Consider the following 19795-nt stretch of genomic DNA (forward strand, 5'->3'; position numbering starts at 1 on the left):
GAGGGAGGGGCGGCCGGGTGTGGTCTCCTCGCGGGAAGGCTCGTCCGGCGTACAGGATGGGTGGGATGAGAATGCCGGGCACGATGTGTTGGAGGTGGCGTGGCGGACGGATATCACGGTGGACTGGGTGCGCTGCTGGATGGCCGGAGGTTGTCGCCCGTGCAGCGCAGAATCGCGCACTACCTCAGCGAGCACCTGGACGAGGCGATCTTCCTGTCCAGCGTCGAGCTGGCCGAGCGGGCCGGGGTCAGCCAGCCGTCGGTGACCCGGTTCGCCATGGTGCTCGGTTTCGCCGGATACCCCGAGCTACGCCAGGCGCTGCGGCCCCTCGTGCTGGGCGGCGGCGCCCACGGGGCGGCCGAGCCGCAGGAGAGCCTGCTGCGCGGCGCCATCGACTGTGAGATCCGCAACCTGGCCCTGGTGCGGGAGCGCTTGGCGGCGTTCCCGCTCAAGGAGCTGGGTGAGCAACTCGCCGCCACCGAGCCCCTGCCCGTGCTGGGCCTGCGGGTCTCCTGCGGGCTGGCCACCACGTTCGCCTACTACGCCCGCCGCATCCACCCCGACGTACGGCTGCTCACCCACGGTGGGTCGGAGCTGGTCGACGGGTTGCACGCGGCCCGGCGGGCCGGGGCGGAGTGGCTGGTGGCGGTGGTGTTGCCGCGTTATCCCCGGGAGGCGGTGCACGCGCTGGAGTACGCGGAGAAGCTCGGGCTCAGGGTGGCGGCGATCACCGACAAACCGGATTTCCCCGCCGAGATCGTGCTGGACGCGCCCGTCAGCGACCGGCTGGTGTTCGACTCGCATGCGGCGCCGCTGGCCCTCGCCATGGCCCTGGTGGAGGCCATGGCGGACGCGGCGCCGCTGCGTACGCAGGCCAGGCTCGAAGAGTACGAGCGGATGACCGACGAGACCGGCGCGTTCCTACCCGGCGATCTTGCCTAGCGACCGCATCGACCAGATGGTGGTCACCACCGCCAGCACGATGAACACCGCGAACGCGATCGGGATCGAGGAGTCGGACAGCTGCCCGGCGAACAGCGCCCGCCCCGCTTCCACCGCGTGGTAGAGCGGATTGACCGGCGCGATCGCCTTCATCCATTCGGGAGCGAATGAGATCGGCACGAACAACCCGGCCAGCAGCATGATCGGCAGCATGAACAGGTTGAGCGTCTGCGACATGCCGTTCTCGTCCCGGATGGTCAGCGCCAGCCCTTGCGACAGGCTGGAGGCGAACAGGCCCGTCGCGGCCATGAGCAACAGCACGAGCACCAGCTCGACGGCCCCGATGCGCACGCCCATCGCGATCGCCACGATCAGCACCAGGATCGCCTGGAGGACCAGCTGGACCATGTCCTTGGCCACCCGCCCGAGCACGATGGCCGGGCGCCACGCGGGGCTGACGGCGTACCGTTCGATCGAGCCGCCGCGCAGCTCGGCGATCAGCCCGAACCCGGAGAACATCGACCCGAAGACCGCGATCATCATCATCGCCGCCGGGGTGAACATGCGCAGGGCGTCCACCGTCGTGCCGCCGGGCGTCATGGTCTTCAGCAGCGGTGCGAACATCACCAGGTAGAGCACCGGCTGCAGGATGCCGAACAGCGGCCAGATCGGATTGCTGAACGACTTCTTCAGCTCATAGCCGGTGAAGAGGGCGGTGTGGCGGATCATGCGGCGGCTCCGGTGTCACGCAGCGAACGGCCGGTCTTGGCGAGGAACACGTCGTCCAGCGTGGAGCGGTCGAGCGCGATCGAGCTCAGCTTGACGCCCTGCTCTTCCAGCGCCCGCAGCAGCGCGGGCAGCGTGTGCTCACCGTCGTCCACGTACACGCGCAGCAGGTCGTCGTCGAGGCGGGTCTCGCGGGCGAGCGGCCCGAGCGTCTCGGCGGCCCGCTCGGGGTCGTCGACCCTGAGCGTGATCACGTCGCCGGAGACCTCGCGCTTGAGCGCGGCGGGGGTGCCCTCGGCCACGACCCGGCCGTGGTCGACGATCACCAGCCGGTCGCACAACGCGTCGGCCTCGTCCAGGTAGTGGGTGCTGAGCAGCACGCTGGTGCCCGACTCGCGGAGCTGCTCGATGCGGTCCCACAGGTTGGCCCGGTTCTGCGGGTCCAGGCCGGTGGTGGGCTCGTCGAGGAAGAGCAGCGGCGGGTTGTGCACCAGGCCGATCGCGATGGCGACCCGCCGCTTCTGGCCGCCGGACAGCGTACGGCCGGGGCGGTCGGCGATCTCGGTGAGGTCGAAGCGCTCCAGCACCTCGGCCGTCGCCTGCTTCGGATCGGCCACGGCGTGGATCTTGGCGGCCATCATGACCTGAGCCCGGGCGGTCGTGGTGTCCTCGACCCCGCCGGCCTGGCTGACGTACCCGAGCCGGCTCCGGACGGCGGCGGGCTCCTTGAGCAGGTCGTGCCCGGCGATCATGGCGGTGCCCGCGTCGGGGGTGATCAGCGTGGCCAGCATCCTGATCGTGGTCGTCTTGCCGGCGCCGTTGGGCCCGAGCACACCGAAGATCTCGCCTTTCGCGATCTCCAGGTCGACGCCGCGCACGGCCTCGACGGTCTGCGGGCCCTTGCGGCTTCGGGTGGTGAAGGTCTTCTTTAAGTCGTGCGCCTCAACGATCATGAGACTCCTTGGATGAAATTCACGGCAATTCGTCTGCCTCGACGCGCGGAATCGCCTTCTCGACCCAGTCGAGCTGGGCTTGGAGCATGGCCCGCGTCAGCAGCAGGTTCTCGCGGATGTGACCAGGGGCGCCGTGGTGATGTTTGACGTCCATGATGTGGCCCATCGTTTCGACGCCCATCTTGAGCTGCGCCATCCTGCCATGCAGAGCACTCAAAAGCTCTTGCTTTTCCAGCTTGTCCATGAACGTCAGCGCGACCTGGAACGGGTCGATGATGGGTCTGACCTCGTGCCAGGCCTTCAGCAGCAGCCGCTGGAACTCCTCGCGGCCCGCCTCCGTGATCGCGTAGACGCCCTTGCCGCCCTTGCCTGCCTCGACGATCTCCAGCAGGCCCTCGTCGGCCATTTTGCCGAGTCCGTGGTAGATCGAGCCGTAGGCGACGCTGGCCCAGACGTCGGCGCTCATCCCCTCCAGCCGTCTGCGGACCCCGTAGCCGTTCATGGGGCCGTTGAGGAGGACGCCGAGGATCAGGACGCGCATCGATGACACGCGCTCAAGTTTGTACTCAAATTTGAGTGGTCGTCAACATCAATAAGCTGACCCTCATGACTGAACGACCTACGGCGCTGGTCACCGGCGCTTCCCGGGGCATCGGCGCGGCCGTCGCCCGGGCGCTGGGACCCACGCATCACGTCATCCTGGGCGGGCGGGACGAGAGGGCGCTCGCCGAGGTGGCGGCGGAGCTGCCCGACGCGCGGCCCTGGCCGGTGGAGCTGACCGAGATCGCTGAGGCCGACGTCGCGGGCATCGAGCGGCTCGACGTGCTGGTGCACTCCGCGGGCATCGCCGAGCTCGGCAGGATCGCCGACCTGGCCGCCGAGGTCTGGCGCCGCACCATGGAAGTGAACGTCGTCGCGGTGGCCGAGCTGACCAGGCTGCTGCTGCCCGCGCTCAGGGCGGCCCGCGGCCACGTCGTGTGCGTCAACTCGGGCTCCGGTCAGCGGGCGAACCCCAACTGGGCCGCCTACGCGGCCAGCAAGTTCGCGCTGAAGGCGTTCGCCGACGCCCTGCGGCTGGAGGAGCCCGAGCTCAGGGTGACCACCGTCTACCCGGGCCGGGTCGCCACCGACATGCAGCACGAGGTGCGCAGGTACGAGGGCGGTCCGTTCGAGCCCGGCAAATACCTGCGGGCGGAGAGCGTGGCGCGGGCCGTGCTGGCGACCGTCACCGCAGGTCCCGATGCCCATCTCACCGAGCTGACCCTGCGACCGGCGGCCGGGCCCGTCAGCTGAATGGATCCGCAACGAAGTGAGGACATCCATTCAGCTCTCCGAGCCATTGGCTCGGCAAAAGAACGTTGAATGGATCCATTCACTACAGTGGGTCCATGCTTGAACCACTCGCGCGCATAGGACGGGACCCGGCGACCGGCGGCTACGTCAGGGACGCCTGGTCGGAGGCCGACATGGAGCTACGGGAGTGGTTCGCGGGGGAGGCCGCGCGACGCGGCCTCGACCTGCGTGAGGACCGCAACGGCAACCTCTGGGCGTGGTGGGGCGACCCCGCGGCGCGGCCCGGCGTGGTGACCGGCAGCCACCTCGACTCCGTACGGCAGGGCGGCGCGTACGACGGCCCGCTCGGCGTCGTGTCCGCCTTCGCCGCCCTCGACCGGCTGAAGAACCGCGGCGTGACGCCGGCGCGGCCCGTGGGCGTGGTCTGCTTCACCGACGAGGAAGGCGCCAGGTTCGGCGTGCCGTGCATGGGGTCACGCCTGCTCACCGGCGCGATCAAGCCGGACAGGGCGCTCGCGCTGACCGATGACGACGGCGACACCCTGGCCGACGTCATGGCCAGGGCCGGGCGGAAGCCGTACGCGATCGGGCGGGACGACGAGACGCTGGCCACCGTCGGCACATTCGTGGAGCTCCATGTCGAGCAGGGCCGCGCGCTCGTCGACCAGGAACGGCCGGTAGGCGTGGCCAGCGCGATCTGGCCCCACGGGCGCTGGCGGATCGACTTCCGCGGCCGGGCCGACCACGCGGGCACCACCAGGCTCGCCGACCGCGACGACCCCATGCTGCCGTTCGCCCGCATGGTGCTGGCCGCCCGCGCGGGCGCGGAGCGGCGCGGCGTGGTGGCCACGGTCGGCAAGGTGCACGTCTCGCCCGGCAACGCCAACGCCATCCCCGGCCGGGTCTCCGCCTGGCTGGACGCCCGCGGGGCGGACGAGCGCGACGTGCGGCAATTGGTGGCGGAGCTGGCGGAAGGGATGGATGTGAAAGAGGAGTCGTGGACGCCGGTGGTCGATTTCGACGCGGCGCTCAGGGACCGGCTGGCCCGGGTGGCGGGCGGCGACACGCCCGCGCCGATCCTGCCGACCGGCGCCGGGCACGACGCCGGAATCATGGCCGCGGCGGGCGTGCCGGCCGGGATGTTGTTCGTCAGGAATCCCACCGGCGTGTCCCATTCCCCCGATGAGCACGCCGAGCAGGCAGACTGCGAGGCGGGAGTCGTGGCACTGGCGCACGTGCTGGAGGATCTGTGTCGCTGACGTACTGGTGCGAGCAGGCCTGGCTGCCCGACGGCGTCGTGGAGGACGTGCTCGTCGTGGTCGAGGGCGACAGGATCGCGCGGATCGGCCAGGGCCCGCCGCCCGCCGACGCCGTACGGCTGGCAGGGATCACCGTTCCGGGCCTGGCCAACGCCCACTCGCACGCGTTCCACCGCGCGCTCAGAGGTGCCGCGCAGGAGGGCAAGGGCGACTTCTGGACCTGGCGCGATGGAATGTACGAGGTGGCCGCCCGGCTCGACCCCGACACCTACCTGCGCCTGGCCACGGCCGTCTACGCCGAGATGGCGCTGGCCGGGGTGACCTGCGTGGGCGAGTTCCACTACCTGCACCACGCGCCGGGCGGCAAGCCGTACGACGACCCCAACGCCATGGGCCACGTCCTCGTCCAGGCCGCCCGCGACGCCGGGCTGCGCATCGCGCTGCTCGACACCTGCTACCTGTCCGGCGGCATGGGCGCCCCGCTGACCGGTGCGCAGACCCGGTTCGGGGACGGGGACGCCGAGCGCTGGGCCGTCAGGGCCGACGACCTGGCCGCCCGCTACGAAGGTCAGCCGGACGTGGAGATCGGCGCGGCCATCCATTCGGTACGGGCGGTGCGGCCGGAGCAGATGCCGGTCATCGCCGAGTTCTCCCACCGGCACGCCGCGCCCCTGCACGTGCACGTCTCCGAACAGCGGGCGGAGAACACGGCCTGCGTCGAGATGTACGCCGCCACGCCCGTCCAGCTTCTCCACGAGCACGGGGCGCTGGGACCACGCTCGACCGCCGTGCACGCCACCCACCTGACCGACGTGGACGTCGAGTTGCTCGCCCACTCGGGCACGCACATCTGCATGTGCCCCACCACCGAACGCGACCTCGCCGACGGGATCGGCCCCGCGAGGACCCTCGCCGACCGGGGCGCGCCGATCACGCTCGGCTCCGACAGCCACGCCGTGATCGACCTGTTCGAAGAGGCCAGGGCGGTCGAGCTGGACGAGCGGCTGGCCAGCGGGAAACGCGGCCATTGGACCGCCGCCGACCTGCTCGCCGCCGCCACGAGCGCCGGCCACACCTCGCTCGGCTTCGCCGACGCGGGCATGCTCGTGGCCGGCGCGCGAGCCGACCTGGTGTCGGTACGCCTCGACTCCGTCCGTACGGCGGGCGCGAGAGGACCGGAGGCCGTGGTGTTCGCGGCCACGGCGGCCGACGTGCACTCGGTGGTGTCCAACGGGCGTCGCGTGGTCGAGGACGGCAGGCACGTGCTGGGCGACGTCGGATCCCTGCTGGCCGAGGCGATTGGAGCGCTGCGATGACCACGACCCTCGTCGACGGCATCGGGCTGCTGTACACCGGCGACCCGGAGCGGGAGGAGATCGCCGACGCGGCTCTGGTCCTGGCCGACGGCCTGGTGGCCTGGGTGGGCTCCGCCGCGCGGGCCCCCGACGCCGACGAGCGGGTGGACGTGCGGGGGCGCGCCGTCATCCCCGGCTTCGTCGACAGCCACGCGCATCTGATCTTCGCCGGCGACCGGACGGCCGAGTTCCAGGCCCGGATGTCCGGCGAGTCCTATACCGGGGGCGGCATCAGGACCACCGTCGCCGCCACCCGCCAGGCCGGCGACGCCGAGCTCGCGGCGCGCGCCCGCGCTCTCGTGAACGAGATGCGCGCCCAGGGCACCACCACCGTGGAGATCAAGAGCGGCTACGGGCTGACCGTCGAGGACGAGCGGCGCTCGTTGGAGATCGCCGCCGGGCTGACCGGCGAGACGACGTTCCTGGGGGCGCACGTGGTGCCCGCGGACATGGACGCCGACTCCTACGTGCGGCTCGTGGCCGGGGAGATGCTGGAGGCGTGCGCGCCGTACGCCAAGTGGGTGGACGTGTTCTGCGAGCGCGGGGCGTTCGACGGGGACCAGACGCGGGAGATCCTCAGCGCCGGGATGAAGGCGGGGCTGGGGGTGCGGGTGCACGCCAACCAGCTTGGCGAGGGGCCGGGGGTGCGGATCGCCTGCGAGCTGGGCGCCGCCTCGGCGGACCACTGCACGCACCTGACCGCGGCGGACGTGGACGCGCTGGCCGCCTCGGAGACGGTCGCGACGTTGCTGCCCGGGGCCGAGTTCTCGACGAGGTCGCCGTACCCGGACGCCAGGCGGCTGATCGACGCCGGGGTCACCGTGGCGCTGGCCACCGACTGCAACCCCGGGTCGTCGTACACGTCGTCGATGGCGTTCTGCGTCGCGCTGGCCGTGCGCGAGATGCGGATGACGCCGCTGGAGGCGATCAGGGCGGCCACGTACGGCGGGGCACGCGCGTTGCGGCGTACGGACGTAGGGTGGCTGCGGCCTGGAGCCCGCGCGAACCTTGTCGTGCTCGACGCCCCGTCATACGTCCATCTGGCCTACCGGCCCGGCGTTCCCCTCGTTCACCAGGTGTTCCAGGACGGTCTCCTCCTTGAGGAGGACATCCAGAACCCTCCCTCGGACGTAGTGCTTTAGGGAATCTTTGCATCTGGTCGGACGTTGGCCGGATATAGAACGCAGCTGCGGAACGAGGTGCCTGGGGATGGCAAGGCCTACGGGGAGTCGCACGCAGGAGCAGCACGTCGCGGATCGCGATCTGCTAGGGACATACCTGGCGGAAATCGGCCGGGTCCCGCTGCTCACAGCGGAGGAAGAGGTGGAGCTCGCCAAGCGGATCGAGGCGGGACTCTTCGCCGAGCAGTTGCTCGACAGCGGGGGCTCGGAGCCGCGCATCGGGGACGCGGCCGACGAGGAGCTTGAGCGCCTGGCCATCTCGGGTCAGCGGGCCAAGGACGAGTTCATCCAGGCCAACCTGCGCCTGGTGGTGGCGGTGGCCAGGAAATACTCGGGCCGGGGGATGCCGCTCATCGATCTGGTCCAGGAGGGGAACCTGGGCCTGGTGCGGGCGGTGGAGAAGTTCGACTACCGGCGGGGGTACAAGTTCTCGACATACGCGACGTGGTGGATCAGGCAGTCGGTGGGGCGGGCCATCCACGAGCAGGCGCGGCCTGTGCGGCTGCCGACGCACGCGGGGGAGCAGATGACCCGGTTGATGCGGGTACGCCGGGACATGCTGGCCGAGTTCGACGCCGAGCCGACCGATGACGACCTCGCCGAGATCCTCGACCTGCCGATCGAGCGGGTGCGGGAGCTGCGGCGCTGGGCCTCCGACCCGGTCTCGCTCCAGCTCGGGGTGGGTGACGAGGACGAGACCGAGCTCGGTGACATGATCGCGGACGAGACGTGGGCCGATCCCGAGCAGCAGGCCATCGACATCCTGGAGCGGGAGCGGCTGGAGTTGTGGCTGACCGGGCTCGAGGGGCCGACCAGCGAGATGTTGCGGTGGCGGTATGGGCTGGTGGACGGGCGTGAGCACACGTTGACGGAGGTGGGCGAACGGTACGGCATCGGCCGCGACCGCGCCCGCCGCATCGAACGCGACGCCCTGGCCCGCCTCCGCAAGATGGCCACGGCCGCCGCCTGACCTCCTTCTTTCCCAGCCGCCGGTTCCGTACTCGGAGCCGGCGGCTCACTTTTGCCCGGCCCTTCACCGACGCCGCCCCATCCCCACGCCCGCCGTCCCCCCGGTCACATGCCGGCTGGGCCGCGCGTCGGCTCGCCCCCCACGCGCCCGGTCACATGCCGGCTGGGCCGCGCGTCGGCTCGGCCCCCACGCGCCCGGCCACTACGGCGCGGGGTCGCGGGGGGGAGGGGGGAGGCTGACGTGGGTTGTTCGGCGTGGCCGGTCGGGCGCGGGTGTCGGACCGGGCGCGGGGTGGCGGCTTCGCGGGGCCGGCCTGGCGGGTGGCGTCAGGTGGAGTGGAGGAGGCGGCGGAGGAATTCTTCGACGGCCGCCTCGGCGGCGGCGTGGTCGCCGCGCCGCGCCACCAGCAGCACGCTCTCGTTGATGGCGGCCAGCAGCATGTGCGCGTGCAGGTCAAGAAACTCGGCCGGCACCGCCTTCGTGGCCTTCAGGGCCGACTTCAGCATGCCGAACGAGTAGCGCTCCTCCATGGCCCGCCACCGCTCCCAGCCCAGCACCGCAGGCGCGTCGATGAGCACGATCTGCTTGATGACCGGGTCACCGGCGAGCCTGAGCCAGGCCAGGACCCCGGCCCTCAGTGACGCGGCAGGGTCGGTGATGCCGCGGACCGCCTCCATGATCTTGACCTGGACGGCCGACTCAGTGGCCTCGAGCACCGCCTCGAACAAGACGTCCTTGCCCGCGTAATGGTGGTAGAGCGCCCCCCTGCTCAGCCCGGTCTCCTGCAGGACCGTCTCGATCGAGGTGTCGTCGTAGCCCCGCTCGGCGAACAGCCGCGTGGCGATGGCCAGGACCTTGTCGCGGGTGGCCGCGCCGCGCTCCGCCTTCAGGTTCATGGAATCACTGTAGACAAACCGTCAGTCAGTCGGTAATTTCATAGACCGACAGTCGGTCTGTAATCCGGGATGGAGGCCATCCGTGGACGGCATCACCTACGTGGACGTCGGGCAGGGGCCGGTGGCACTGTTCGTGCACGGCGTCGGCACCAGCTCGTACCTGTGGCGCAACGTCATCGCCGAGCTCCGCGACGAGCGCCGCTGCGTCGCCATCGACCTACCGCTGCACGGCGGCAGCGCACCGCGCGACGACCTGTCGATGCCCGCGCTCGCCGAGGCCGTGGAGGAGCTGTGCGAAGAGCTCGGCCTCACCGACGTGGATCTCGTCGCCAACGACACGGGCGGCGCCGTCGCCCAGATCTTCGCCGTACGGCACCGCCACCGGCTCCGTACGCTCACCCTCACCAACTGCGACGTGCACACCAACGCCCCGCCCGAGGCGTTCAAGCCCACCGTCGAGCTGGCGGCCAGGGGCGAGCTGGCCGCGCTCACCGCCGCCGTGCTCGACCAGCCGGAGCTGGTGGCGAAAACCGCCTTCGGGGAGGGTTACGAGCGAATCGACGACCCGGCCGCGCTGGTGGACGCGTACCTGCGGCCGATCCTGGCCAAGCCGGACGGCGGCCGGGCCTTCGAGCGCCTGCTGGCCTCCATCGACGCCAAGGACATGATCGCCATCGAGCCGCAGCTCACCGTGCTCACCGTGCCGACGCTCGTGGTGTGGGGCACGGGCGATGTGTTCTTCGACGTGAGCTGGGCCCGCTGGCTGCGCGACACGATCCCCGGTGTCAGGGAGATCGTCGAGGTCGAAGGCGGCCGGTTGTTCTTCCCCGACGAGCGGGCCGCCGAGCTGGTGCCGCATTTGCGGCGCTTCTGGGCGGCGCAGAAGTCATAGGCTGCCTTGCGTGCATGTCGAAACGCTGCGTCGTTATCCGGTCAAATCGATGCTGGGTGAGGAGATCGGCGAGAGCGAGGTGACCGCGCGCGGGCTGACCGGTGATCGGGTGCGGGCGGTGCTCGACGTCGCCACCGGGAAGATCGCCAGCGCGAAGAACCCGCGGCTCTGGCGCGATCTGCTGACGATCGAAGGGGCGCGGGTCCCGGGCGACGCGGAGTTGTCCCGGCTGCTCGGGCGCGAGGTGCGGCTGATCGACGTGCCGCCGGAGGGCGCCGAGTTCGAGCGCTCCGTTCCGGAGCGGGTGCTGGCCGAGGGTATCGAGGCGGAGGTGCCCCACACGGTCGGCACGCTGGGGGGCGCCTCGCCTGAGGGCACGTTCTTCGATTTCGCGCCGGTCCACCTGATCTCGACCTCCGCCGTCCAGCGGATCGGCGCGCTCAGCCCGCGCGGGCACGTCGAGACCCTGCGCTACCGGCCCAACCTGGTCATCGCCACCGACCATCCGGGCTTCCCCGAGAACGACTGGGTGGGCCGGGAGCTGCACGTCGGTGACGACGTGGTGCTGGAGGTCATCGTGGCCAGCCCGCGCTGCGCCGTGCCGACGCTGGCGCACGGGCCGCTCGCGCGTGACGTCGAGGCGTTGCGCACGGTGGCCAGGCACAACCGGGTGCCGGTGTTCGACATGGGGCCGCAGCCGTGCGCGGGGGTGTACGCGCGGGTGCTGCGGCCCGGCCGGATCAGCAAGGGCGATCCGGTACGCCTCACCTGACTCATGCCAGCGGCGTCAGGTACTTCTCCAGGTCGTCGAGGATCTTGCCGGCGGCCGTGACGCCGATGCCGAGCATCCAGATCTCGTCGTCCACGTTGTGGGCGTTGCCCGACTTGACGGCCTTCAGACCCTTCCACAGCGGCCCGCCGGTCACCGTGGCCTGCGACTTGGCGGCCGCCTCGCCGTACGCGCTGTAGAAGATCGCGTCGGCGTCGCCCTTGGCGATGTTCTCCTGGCTCAGCTTGCCGAAGCGCTTGTCCTGCTGGTCGGCGAGCTGCTGCGCCGCCGGCCTGGGGATGCCGGCGTCGCCCACGACGATGCCGCTGAACGATTCGGGGCCGTACACCCGGATCTCGGTCGGCATGAACCGCACGATGCCGACCTCCACCTTCGAGAACTTCGCGCCGACCTCCTTGGCCCGCGTCTCATAGGCGGACAGCAACTGCGTGGCCTGGTCCTTCTTGCCCAGCGCCTCGGCGTCGAGCAGGAAGTTCTCCTTCCACGTGACGCCGACCTTCTCGGTGAACACCGTGGGCGCGATCTTGCTGAGCTTGTCGTAGAAGGAGGCCTGCCGGAACTTGGAGCCGAGGATGAGGTCCGGCTTGAGCGCCATGATGGCCTCGATGTTCGGGGCCTGGAGGGTGCCCACCGCCTTGGTGGCGGACAGGGCCGAGCCCAGGTACGCCGGCCACTTCTGGTTCTCCTGGGCCTGCGCCGCACCCACGGGCGCCAGTCCGAGCGTGACCATCGTGTCGAGCTTGTCCGTGTCGAGCACTACGACCCGCTGCGGGGTCATCGGCACCTTCGTCTCTCCCATGGCGTGCTTGACGGTCCGGGTGGGGCCTGTCTCCTGAGAGGAGGTCGAGGTACCGGAGCACGCGGCGAGGGCGAGCAGGGGGAGCATGGCGGCGACGGCCAGGCGGAGACGCATGGGCATTCCTTGATCGATTAGGTTAGGCAACCCTAAGTATCGCATGCCGGAATTTGCCGTGCAGGAATGGGACCTGTGAGGCGTCCGAAACGTACATGAAACACCCATCTGGCGAGATTCACGAATGTGAAACAAGCCTGGTCGCGCCACGAAACTCCGGGAGAACACGCTGTGGCAACACGTCACACGTAAGGAGGGTCGCTTCGATGATCGACAGCGGCACTACTGCCTGGATGCTGGTATGCACCGCCCTGGTGCTGCTGATGACTCCGGGCCTCGCGTTCTTCTACGGGGGCATGACCAGGGCCAAGAGCGTCCTGAACATGATGATGATGTCGTTCGTCAGCATCGTCGTCGTCACGGTCGCTTGGGTCCTCTACGGTTACTCCCTCGCGTTCGACGCCGTCGGCGATGGCTCCGGCGTCGTCAACAAGATCATCGGAGGGTTGGACTACGTCGGCTTGAGCGGGGTGTTCAACGCCGTCTACGAAGGCCTCATCGTCGAGGGTGGCAACATCACCGCCGAAGCCGCCGCGGCCGACAACTTCCCGCTCATGGTCTTCTCCGCCTTCCAGCTGACCTTCGCCGTCATCACCGTGGCGCTGATCAGCGGTGCGATCGCCGACCGCGCCAAGTTCGGCGCGTGGGTGGTGTTCTCGCTGCTGTGGGCCACCCTGGTCTACTTCCCCGTCGCTCACTGGGTCTGGGGCGGCGGCTGGCTGGGGCAGCTCGGCATCGAGGACTTCGCCGGCGGTACGGTCGTCCACATCAACGCCGGTGCCGCGGCGCTCGCGCTCGCGCTCGTCCTGGGCAAGCGCAAGGGCTGGCAGAAGGAGCCCATGCGGCCGCACAACCTGACGATGGTGCTGCTCGGCACCGGTCTGCTGTGGTTCGGCTGGTTCGGCTTCAACGCCGGCTCCGAGCTGGCCCCCGACCAGACCGCCGGTCTGGCGTTCATGAACACCCAGGTCGCCACCGCCGTCGCCGCGGGCGCCTGGCTCCTGGTGGAGAAGCTGCGCGACGGTCATGCGACCACGCTCGGCGTCGCCTCCGGTGCGGTGGCCGGTCTGGTCGCCATCACCCCGGCCTGTGGTTTCGTCGACCCGTGGGCGGCCGTGGTCATCGGCCTGCTCGCCGGTGTGGGCTGCGCCTACGCCGTGGGCCTGAAGTACAAGCTCGGCTACGACGACTCCCTCGACGTGGTCGGCGTGCACCTGGTCGGCGGCGTGATCGGCGCCGTGGCGCTGGGCTTCGTCGCGGCCTACCCGTTCCTGCCCGGTCAGAACAAGGGCATCCTGATCGAGGGCGGGCAGATCAGCCAGCTCGGCCTCCAGGTGCTCGGCCCGGTCGTGGTCGGCCTCTACTCCTTCGTGATCTCCTGGATCCTCGGTAAGATCATCGACAAGACGATGGGCTTCCGGATCCCCGAAGATGCCGAGGTCACCGGCGTCGACATCACCACCCACGCCGAGACCGGCTACGACATCGGCACCTTCCACGCCTCGGGCGTGACGTCCTCCAACGGCCCCGCCCCCGCTCCTAAGAAGGTGGACGCATGAGGCTCATTACGGCGATCATCAAGCCCTTCAAGCTGGATGACGTGAAGGCCGCGCTGGAACAGTTCGGCATCAAGGGAATGACGGTCAGCGAGGCGAGCGGCTACGGCCGGCAGCGCGGCCACACCGAGGTCTACCGCGGCGCCGAGTACCAGGTCGACCTGGTGCCGAAGGTCCGGCTGGAGGTCCTCGCCGAGGAGGACGACGCCGAGGACGTCATCGACGTCATCGTCAAGGCCGCCCACACCGGCAAGATCGGTGACGGCAAGGTCTGGTCCGTGCCCGTGGACACCGTCATCCGCGTGCGTACGGGAGAGAGGGGCCCGGAGGCCCTGTGACCTCTGAGCACGACAGGGTTTCCACCATTGATGTGCGGCGAAGCCCGGACAACGGTGTCCGGGCGGAGCTCGGCAAGGGGGCACAGGAGTGAGGGGAGAGGCCCGTTCGTACGCCGCGGCCCGCAAGGAGCGGACCGCGGACACCGACCGCTGGCTCAAGGATCTCTTCCGCACGGCGAGCGACGGCGACCAGGTTTCGTTGGTCGCCGTCGGCAGCCTCGGAAGGGGTGAGCTGGCCCCCGGCAGCGATCTCGACCTGGTCCTGCTGCACAACGGACGGCCCGATGTGGCCAGGATCGCCGACCGGATCTGGTATCCGGTCTGGGACTCTGCGGTCAACCTCGACCACTCCGTACGCACGGTCGAAGAGGCCGTGGCCGTCGCCCGGCAGGACCTGAAGGCCGTGCTCGGCCTCATCCAGGCCCGGCACGTGGCCGGCGACCCCGAGCTCACCAGGAAGGCCAGGGAGGCGGTGCTCGCCGAGTGGCGGGCGGACTCCCGGCGCAGGCTCGGCGAGCTGCGTGACGCGGTCGACAAGCGGGCCGAGGTCAGCGGCGAGCTGGCCTTCCTCCTCGAACCTGATCTCAAGGACGGCCGCGGCGGGCTCCGCGACGTCCAAGCGATGCAGGCCGTCGCGGCGGCCTGGGTCGCCTCCGCGCCGGGACCCCGCGCGCGAGAGGCCTACGAATTCATTCTCGACGTACGGCACGCACTGCACGTCGTCACCGCCCGCGGCACCGACCGGCTGGTCCTGCAGGAGCAGGACGCCGTGGCCGGGTTGCTCGGCCTGCTCGACGCCGAGGCGCTCATGCGCAGGCTCGCCGAGGCGGGCCGCACGATCTCTCATGCCTTCGACGGCACCTGGCGCACCGTTGACAGACTTCTGTCAGGCCCCGCTCCCCGAGGTCGCCGCCCGCTGGCGGACGGCGTGGTCGAGCACGGCGGCGAAGTGGTGCTCGCCAGGGGGATCAACCCTCGCAAGGACCCCGTTCTCGTGTTGCGCGCGGCGGCCGCCGCGGCCGACTCCGGGCTGCCTCTCGCACCCGCGACGGTGTCCGTTCTCGCAGCTCAGTCGCCCCCCATGCCGGTGCCGTGGCCCGACGAGGCCCGCGACGCGCTGGTGTCGATCCTCGGCGCCGGCCGCGCCGCCGTGCCCGTGTGGGAGGAGCTCGATCAGGCGGGCATCCTTGTCAAGCTGCTTCCTGACTGGGAGCGGGTGCGTCACCGTCCACAGCGTCACCCGATCCACCGCTTCACCGTCGACCGGCACCTCATCGAGGCCGCCGCGAACGCCGCCAGCCACACCCGCGAGGTCTCCCGTCCCGACCTGCTGCTGATCGGGGCGCTCCTGCACGACATCGGCAAGGGCTGGCCCGGCGACCACTCGGCCACAGGCGAGGTCGTGGTACGCGACATCGCCACCCGCCTCGGCCTGCCCGCGCACGACGTGGACACGCTGGCCACGGTCGTACGCCACCACCTGCTGCTGCCCGAGACCGCCACCCGCAGGGATCTCGACGACCCGGTCACGATCGAGAAGGTCGCCGCCACCGTAGGCTCCCGGGAGGTCCTCGACCTGCTGGCCGCGCTGGCGGTCGCCGACGGTCACGCGACCGGGCCCGCCGCCTGGAACAGCTGGAAGGCCGGGCTGGTCGCCGACCTCGTACGCCGGGTGAGGTCCGTGCTGGCCGGCTCGCCGCCGCCCAAGCCGCCCACCCTGTCGCCGGAGCAGACCTCGCTGGCCAGGCACGGCGGCGGCGCCGTGCGTGTCAACGGGGGATCCGTCACGGTCGTCGCCCCTGACCGGGTGGGACTGCTCTGGAGCGCGGCCGGCGTGCTGTCCGCCCACCGGCTCATCGTGCGCTCCGCCTCGTCCGCCTCCGCGGGCTCCACGGCGGTGATCGAGTTCTCCGTCATCCCTGAGTACGGCACCCCGCCCGACCCCGCCACACTGGAGTCCGATCTCCGTCTCGTCCTTGCTGGCCGTCTTGACATAGAGCAGCGGCTGGCCCGCCGTTCCCGTGCGGTGCGGCCGCCCCGCGTACCCGTGGCCCCACCTCGGGTGACGCTGGTCGACGACGCCTCCGCGACGGCCACCGTCGTGGAAGTCAGGGCCCATGACAGGCCGGGACTGCTGTGGCGCATCGGACGGGCGTTCGGCGAGTGCGGTCTTGACGTGCGAGCCGCTCGCGTAGAGACTCTCGGCGCGGAGGCGGTTGACGTCTTCTACGTCGTCGACCGCGCCGGTCGCCCCCTCAGCGACGACGCGCAGAGGGCACAAGTTCGCGATCAAGTGCTTGCTGCACTGCGATAACCAACAGCACACGACTCCCGGTCACATTTGTAACGATTGTGTCGGAATTGCCGGTTAAGTCGGTTGCTCGGATACCTTGTGGACGGCTTGAGGGCCCGTTGCCGAACGGGACGATTGAGGGGTAGCGGAAGCAGTGACTACGGGGAACTCCGAGAGCGGCCTCGCCGCAGCGCGGGACCGCGGGAGGCGGCCGCTGCCACGCCTGGCCCTGCGCAACTGGCGCGTGCGGTGGCGTCTCACCGCGCTCATCCTTGTTCCCACCATTGCCGCCGTCGTGCTGGGCGGCACGCGCGTGGTGGAATCGGTGCAGAGCATCGCGGAATACGACCGCACGGCCACCGCCGCCGAGGCGGCGGGACGCATCCGCGACCTGACCCAAGCGATCGGTCTGGAGCGTGACACCGGCGGCTGGATCGGCGCCAGCCGCGCAATGCGCAGGACGCTCGCGCAGCCGCTCGCCCAGCGCAAGGCCGCCGTCGACAAGCTGGTCGCGACCGTCCGCAGCGACCTCGACGCGATCGACGACTCCTACGGCGAGCGTGTGGTCAAGGCCGCCGAGGAGGCGCGGGGCGACCTGAGCCGGCTGGCGAGGATCAGGGCCGAGGGCCAGACCCGCACCATCGAGTACGACTTCCTCACCGACAGCCTGCTCAACCTGCACGACGAGCTGAGCCTCATGTCCGAGGACTCCCAGATCGCCGGCCAGTTCCGCGCGTTGAGCGCGCTCGCGAAGGCGAAGGAGGAGGTCTCCCGGCAGCGTGTCCTGCTGCTCCAGGCCTCCTACAACCCCGACGCCGTCGACGCCAAGACCGTCGAGCAGTTCATCGCGTCCAACGCGCGCCAGCTCGATGACATCTCCACCGTCGGCACCGAGGCCGGCGTCGACGCCGGCCTGGAACTGTCCAAGACGTTGACGTCCAAGCCCGAGTACGTCGGCGTCCAGCTCACCAAGTCCCGCGCGATCACGCTGGCCAGCGGGCGGGCGCCCGGCGTCCGGATCACGCAGAACCTGATCTCCGCCAAGGCCAGCCGCCAGGAGTGGTTCGAGAACAACGGCGTCGTCATCGACGTCTTCCACGACATCGAGCAGGACCTGGCCGGAAAGGTGAACCTGCGCGGCCAGGAGCTGCGCCAGGCCGAGATCCGCAACGCGATCATCGCGGGCGTGCTGATCCTCGCGCTGCTGGTGCTGGTCCTGCTGTTCACCGTGGCCATCGCCCGGTCCATGGTCGCCCCGCTGCGCCGGTTGCGCACCGAAGCCCTGGAGATCGCCGGCTTCCGCCTGCCCGACGTGGTCCGCCAGCTGCGGGTCAACGGCGACGCGGCGGTCGGCGACGTACGGCCGATCGAGATCGAGGGCAACGACGAGATCGGCGAAGTGGCGCGGGCCTTCGACCAGGTGCACCGGCAGGCCGTGCGCCTGGCGGGCGAGGAGGCCGAGCTGCGCGGCAACATCAGCTCGATGTTCGTCAACCTCTCGCGCCGCACCCAGACGCTGGTCGAGCGGCAGATCTCGCTGATCGACGGCCTGGAGAAGGGCGAGCAGGACGGCGCCCGGCTGGCCGACCTGTTCAAGCTCGACCACCTGGCCACCCGCATGCGCCGCAACTCCGAGAACCTCCTGGTCCTCGCCGGTCACGAGGCCACCCGCCGGCGCAGCCAGCCGGCCAAGCTGGTCGACGTCGTCCGCGCCGCGCTGTCGGAGGTCGAGGGCTACGAGCGCGTCCAGGTGCGGGTCCACCGTTCCACGTCGGTGCTCGGCAGCTGCGCCAACGACCTCGTCCACCTGGTCGCCGAGCTGGTCGAGAACGCCATCCAGTTCTCCCCGAACACCTCTCACGTCATCGTCACGAGCAGCCTCATCGAGGGCGGCGGCGCGCTGCTGTCGGTGAGCGACACCGGCATCAGCATGACCGAGGAGGAGCTGGCCGAGGCCAACCGCCGGCTGGCCGAGCCGCCGGTCGTGGACGTGTCGGTGTCGCGGCGCATGGGTCTGTTCGTGGTCGGCCGCCTCGCGCTGCGCCACGGCATCCGGGTGCAGCTCAGGAAGGGCGAGGGCGCCGGCCTGATCGCCATGGTGCTGCTGCCGCCCGCGCTGATCGCCGACGGCACGCAGCAGCCGTTGCCGCAGCGCCCGGCGTTCGGCGGTGGCACCGTGCCCACCCCCGCGTTCGGCACGCCGGGACCGCAGGCGCCGGCGAACGGGACGTTCCGGTCGTTCGGCAGTTTCGACTCCGTCGACCACGGCCCCGCCATGCCCGGCTCGCACGACGGCACGCCGCGGCACGCGTTCGGCTCGTTCGGCTCGGATCCCGCCCGCGGTGCGGTGTCCGGGTTCACCGCCGACACCGACGGGGGCTCCTACCGCAGGCAGCCGACCTCGTTCGACTCCGGGTCCTACTCGTCGTACCCGAGCGTGGGGTCCGCCCCGTCCGGTACTGGTGCGTTCCAGACGCCGCCGTCCTACGCCACGAACGACGTGCGCTTTCGCGGGGCGGGCGACCCGGCCCCGACGCCGTCGGTCGAGGTGTCGCCGATGGAGCCGGAGCAGGAGGAGTACCTGCCGATCTTCGCGTCGGTGGAGTCCGCCTGGTTCCGCCGGCCGCCTGGTGAGCAGCCGAAGACGACGGGCGACGGTGGGGTCACTCCCGCGCAAGCCGTACCCTCTGGGGAGGAAGCGTGGCGAACGGCCGCAGACGCCGGATGGCGGGCGGCGGCCGCAGCCAGCGAACCCAGCCTCGGCGGCGTGACCGCCGCCGGGCTGCCGAAGCGCACCCCCAAGGCCAACCTGGTGCCGGGCACGGCGAGCCAGCCGGCGACGCCGGCTCAGCAGCCGCAGCAGCGGCAGGCGCCGGCGGCGCAGCCGGTCTCCGCGGACCGGGTACGCAGCCGGTTGGCCAGCTTCCAGCAGGGTGTGCGCCGCGGTCGCCAGGAACTTCGTGGACAGGAGGAACAGAGTGAGTAAGCGTCCCGCCGGGGAGGATGCGTGACAACCCTTAGCCATGAGGCGCACAGGTTCGACTGGCTGATCACCGACTTCGTCCGCAACACGCCCGGAGTCGCGCATGCCGTCGTGGTCTCCGCGGACGGCCTGTGCCTGGCCGCCTCGGAAGGCTTCCCGCCGGACCGGGCGGACCAGCTGGCCGCCGTCTCCGCGGGCCTGCTGAGCCTCACCGTGGGCGCGTCCAGGGTGTTCGAGGGCGGCGCGGTGACGCAGACCGTCGTCGAGATGCAGCGTGGACTGCTGCTGGTCATGGCCATCAGCGACGGCTCGGTGCTCACGGTGCTGGCGGGTCCTGATTGTGACATGGGGTTGGTGGCGTATCAGATGACGCTGCTGGTAGACAGAGCGGGACAAGCGCTGACGCCGGCCCTGCGCGCCGAACTCCAGGCAGCCAGGACGCGGTGATGTGATGG

The 19795-nt window shown here is 70.6% G+C and carries 18 protein-coding genes; 13 read left to right on the top strand and 5 right to left on the bottom strand.

Annotated features, from left to right (window positions below):
* Positions 1-159 precede the first annotated feature (159 nt).
* A complete protein-coding gene (locus EDD27_RS53515; protein ID WP_241564757.1) occupies positions 160-942 on the top strand; it encodes a MurR/RpiR family transcriptional regulator in 783 nt (260 codons plus the stop codon).
* Here EDD27_RS53515 and EDD27_RS53520 read toward each other — a convergent pair.
* From EDD27_RS53520 to EDD27_RS53530, 3 genes are read right to left on the bottom strand one after another with little or no spacing between them, the layout of a single operon-like run.
* On the bottom strand, positions 922-1671 hold the full coding sequence (locus tag EDD27_RS53520) for an ABC transporter permease (protein WP_127940321.1): 750 nt from the start codon (positions 1669-1671) through the stop codon (positions 922-924). The two genes, EDD27_RS53515 and EDD27_RS53520, sit on opposite strands and share 21 nt — an antisense overlap.
* On the bottom strand, positions 1668-2621 hold the full coding sequence (locus EDD27_RS53525; RefSeq protein WP_127940322.1) for an ATP-binding cassette domain-containing protein: 954 nt from the start codon (positions 2619-2621) through the stop codon (positions 1668-1670). Before EDD27_RS53525 ends, EDD27_RS53520 begins: the two co-directional genes overlap by 4 nt.
* 19 nt (positions 2622-2640) lie before the next feature.
* Positions 2641-3162 (bottom strand): PadR family transcriptional regulator, encoded by a 522-nt coding sequence (locus EDD27_RS53530; protein WP_241564952.1) that lies wholly within the window; start codon positions 3160-3162, stop codon positions 2641-2643.
* A 65-nt stretch (positions 3163-3227) separates the two neighbouring features.
* Between EDD27_RS53530 and EDD27_RS53535 the strand changes: the two genes are divergently transcribed.
* The 5 genes from EDD27_RS53535 (at position 3228) to EDD27_RS53555 (ending at position 8679) form a co-directional block, all read left to right on the top strand.
* Positions 3228-3914, top strand: coding sequence for an SDR family oxidoreductase (locus tag EDD27_RS53535; RefSeq protein ID WP_127940324.1), 687 nt, complete (start codon positions 3228-3230; stop codon positions 3912-3914).
* Between the two features lie 95 nt (positions 3915-4009).
* The gene (locus EDD27_RS53540) at positions 4010-5173 is read left to right on the top strand and encodes an allantoate amidohydrolase (protein WP_127940325.1); all 1164 of its coding nucleotides are present in this window, start codon (positions 4010-4012) and stop codon (positions 5171-5173) included.
* Complete coding sequence (locus tag EDD27_RS53545) at positions 5164-6489, top strand: formimidoylglutamate deiminase (RefSeq protein ID WP_127940326.1); 1326 nt, start codon at positions 5164-5166, stop codon at positions 6487-6489. The genes EDD27_RS53540 and EDD27_RS53545 overlap by 10 nt, the downstream gene beginning before the upstream one ends.
* Positions 6486-7670 carry an imidazolonepropionase gene (gene hutI / locus EDD27_RS53550; RefSeq protein WP_127940327.1) on the top strand — a complete coding sequence of 395 codons (1185 nt, stop codon included), beginning with the start codon at positions 6486-6488 and terminating at the stop codon, positions 7668-7670. Before EDD27_RS53545 ends, hutI begins: the two co-directional genes overlap by 4 nt.
* A gap of 67 nt (positions 7671-7737) precedes the next feature.
* The gene (locus EDD27_RS53555; RefSeq protein WP_127940328.1) at positions 7738-8679 is read left to right on the top strand and encodes a sigma-70 family RNA polymerase sigma factor; all 942 of its coding nucleotides are present in this window, start codon (positions 7738-7740) and stop codon (positions 8677-8679) included.
* Between the two features lie 326 nt (positions 8680-9005).
* Here the strand turns inward: EDD27_RS53555 and EDD27_RS53560 are convergent, their stop codons facing one another.
* Positions 9006-9575, bottom strand: a complete 570-nt coding sequence (locus tag EDD27_RS53560; protein ID WP_127940329.1) for a TetR/AcrR family transcriptional regulator — start codon at positions 9573-9575, stop codon at positions 9006-9008.
* Positions 9576-9657: 82 nt separating this feature from the next.
* Between EDD27_RS53560 and EDD27_RS53565 the strand changes: the two genes are divergently transcribed.
* Both EDD27_RS53565 and EDD27_RS53570 read left to right on the top strand, forming a co-directional pair.
* Complete coding sequence (locus EDD27_RS53565) at positions 9658-10467, top strand: alpha/beta fold hydrolase (protein WP_206642060.1); 810 nt, start codon at positions 9658-9660, stop codon at positions 10465-10467.
* 10 nt (positions 10468-10477) lie between these two features.
* Positions 10478-11239, top strand: coding sequence for an MOSC domain-containing protein (locus EDD27_RS53570; protein ID WP_241564758.1), 762 nt, complete (start codon positions 10478-10480; stop codon positions 11237-11239).
* Position 11240: 1 nt separating this feature from the next.
* On the opposite strand, the gene EDD27_RS53575 is transcribed toward EDD27_RS53570, so the two are convergent.
* Complete coding sequence (locus EDD27_RS53575) at positions 11241-12170, bottom strand: ABC transporter substrate-binding protein (protein WP_241564759.1); 930 nt, start codon at positions 12168-12170, stop codon at positions 11241-11243.
* Positions 12171-12376: 206 nt separating this feature from the next.
* On the opposite strand from EDD27_RS53575, the gene EDD27_RS53580 reads away from it, so the two are divergent.
* The 5 genes from EDD27_RS53580 (at position 12377) to EDD27_RS53600 (ending at position 19787) form a co-directional block, all read left to right on the top strand.
* Complete coding sequence (locus tag EDD27_RS53580) at positions 12377-13729, top strand: ammonium transporter (RefSeq protein ID WP_127940332.1); 1353 nt, start codon at positions 12377-12379, stop codon at positions 13727-13729.
* The gene (locus EDD27_RS53585; protein WP_043616024.1) at positions 13726-14064 is read left to right on the top strand and encodes a P-II family nitrogen regulator; all 339 of its coding nucleotides are present in this window, start codon (positions 13726-13728) and stop codon (positions 14062-14064) included. The genes EDD27_RS53580 and EDD27_RS53585 overlap by 4 nt, the downstream gene beginning before the upstream one ends.
* A gap of 88 nt (positions 14065-14152) precedes the next feature.
* A complete protein-coding gene (locus EDD27_RS53590; RefSeq protein ID WP_127940333.1) occupies positions 14153-16378 on the top strand; it encodes a [protein-PII] uridylyltransferase in 2226 nt (741 codons plus the stop codon).
* A 133-nt stretch (positions 16379-16511) separates the two neighbouring features.
* On the top strand, positions 16512-19343 hold the full coding sequence (locus tag EDD27_RS53595; protein ID WP_127940334.1) for a nitrate- and nitrite sensing domain-containing protein: 2832 nt from the start codon (positions 16512-16514) through the stop codon (positions 19341-19343).
* Between the two features lie 21 nt (positions 19344-19364).
* On the top strand, positions 19365-19787 hold the full coding sequence (locus EDD27_RS53600; RefSeq protein WP_043616017.1) for a roadblock/LC7 domain-containing protein: 423 nt from the start codon (positions 19365-19367) through the stop codon (positions 19785-19787).
* The last annotated feature ends 8 nt before the right edge of the window (positions 19788-19795 follow it).

Source organism: Nonomuraea polychroma, assembly GCF_004011505.1.
GTDB classification, from domain to species: domain Bacteria; phylum Actinomycetota; class Actinomycetes; order Streptosporangiales; family Streptosporangiaceae; genus Nonomuraea; species Nonomuraea polychroma.

What these genes read in the sequence shown, in the direction of transcription:
- EDD27_RS53520 (WP_127940321.1), bottom strand. Translation starts at nt 1,671, where the DNA reads ATGATCCGCCACACCGCCCTCTTCACCGGCTATGAGCTGAAGAAGTCG.
- EDD27_RS53525 (WP_127940322.1), bottom strand. Translation starts at nt 2,621, where the DNA reads ATGATCGTTGAGGCGCACGACTTAAAGAAGACCTTCACCACCCGAAGC.
- EDD27_RS53530 (WP_241564952.1), bottom strand. Translation starts at nt 3,162, where the DNA reads ATGCGCGTCCTGATCCTCGGCGTCCTCCTCAACGGCCCCATGAACGGC.
- EDD27_RS53535 (WP_127940324.1), top strand. Translation starts at nt 3,228, where the DNA reads ATGACTGAACGACCTACGGCGCTGGTCACCGGCGCTTCCCGGGGCATC.
- EDD27_RS53540 (WP_127940325.1), top strand. Translation starts at nt 4,010, where the DNA reads ATGCTTGAACCACTCGCGCGCATAGGACGGGACCCGGCGACCGGCGGC.
- hutI (WP_127940327.1), top strand. Translation starts at nt 6,486, where the DNA reads ATGACCACGACCCTCGTCGACGGCATCGGGCTGCTGTACACCGGCGAC.
- EDD27_RS53555 (WP_127940328.1), top strand. Translation starts at nt 7,738, where the DNA reads ATGGCAAGGCCTACGGGGAGTCGCACGCAGGAGCAGCACGTCGCGGAT.
- EDD27_RS53560 (WP_127940329.1), bottom strand. Translation starts at nt 9,575, where the DNA reads ATGAACCTGAAGGCGGAGCGCGGCGCGGCCACCCGCGACAAGGTCCTG.
- EDD27_RS53575 (WP_241564759.1), bottom strand. Translation starts at nt 12,170, where the DNA reads ATGCGTCTCCGCCTGGCCGTCGCCGCCATGCTCCCCCTGCTCGCCCTC.
- EDD27_RS53580 (WP_127940332.1), top strand. Translation starts at nt 12,377, where the DNA reads ATGATCGACAGCGGCACTACTGCCTGGATGCTGGTATGCACCGCCCTG.
- EDD27_RS53585 (WP_043616024.1), top strand. Translation starts at nt 13,726, where the DNA reads ATGAGGCTCATTACGGCGATCATCAAGCCCTTCAAGCTGGATGACGTG.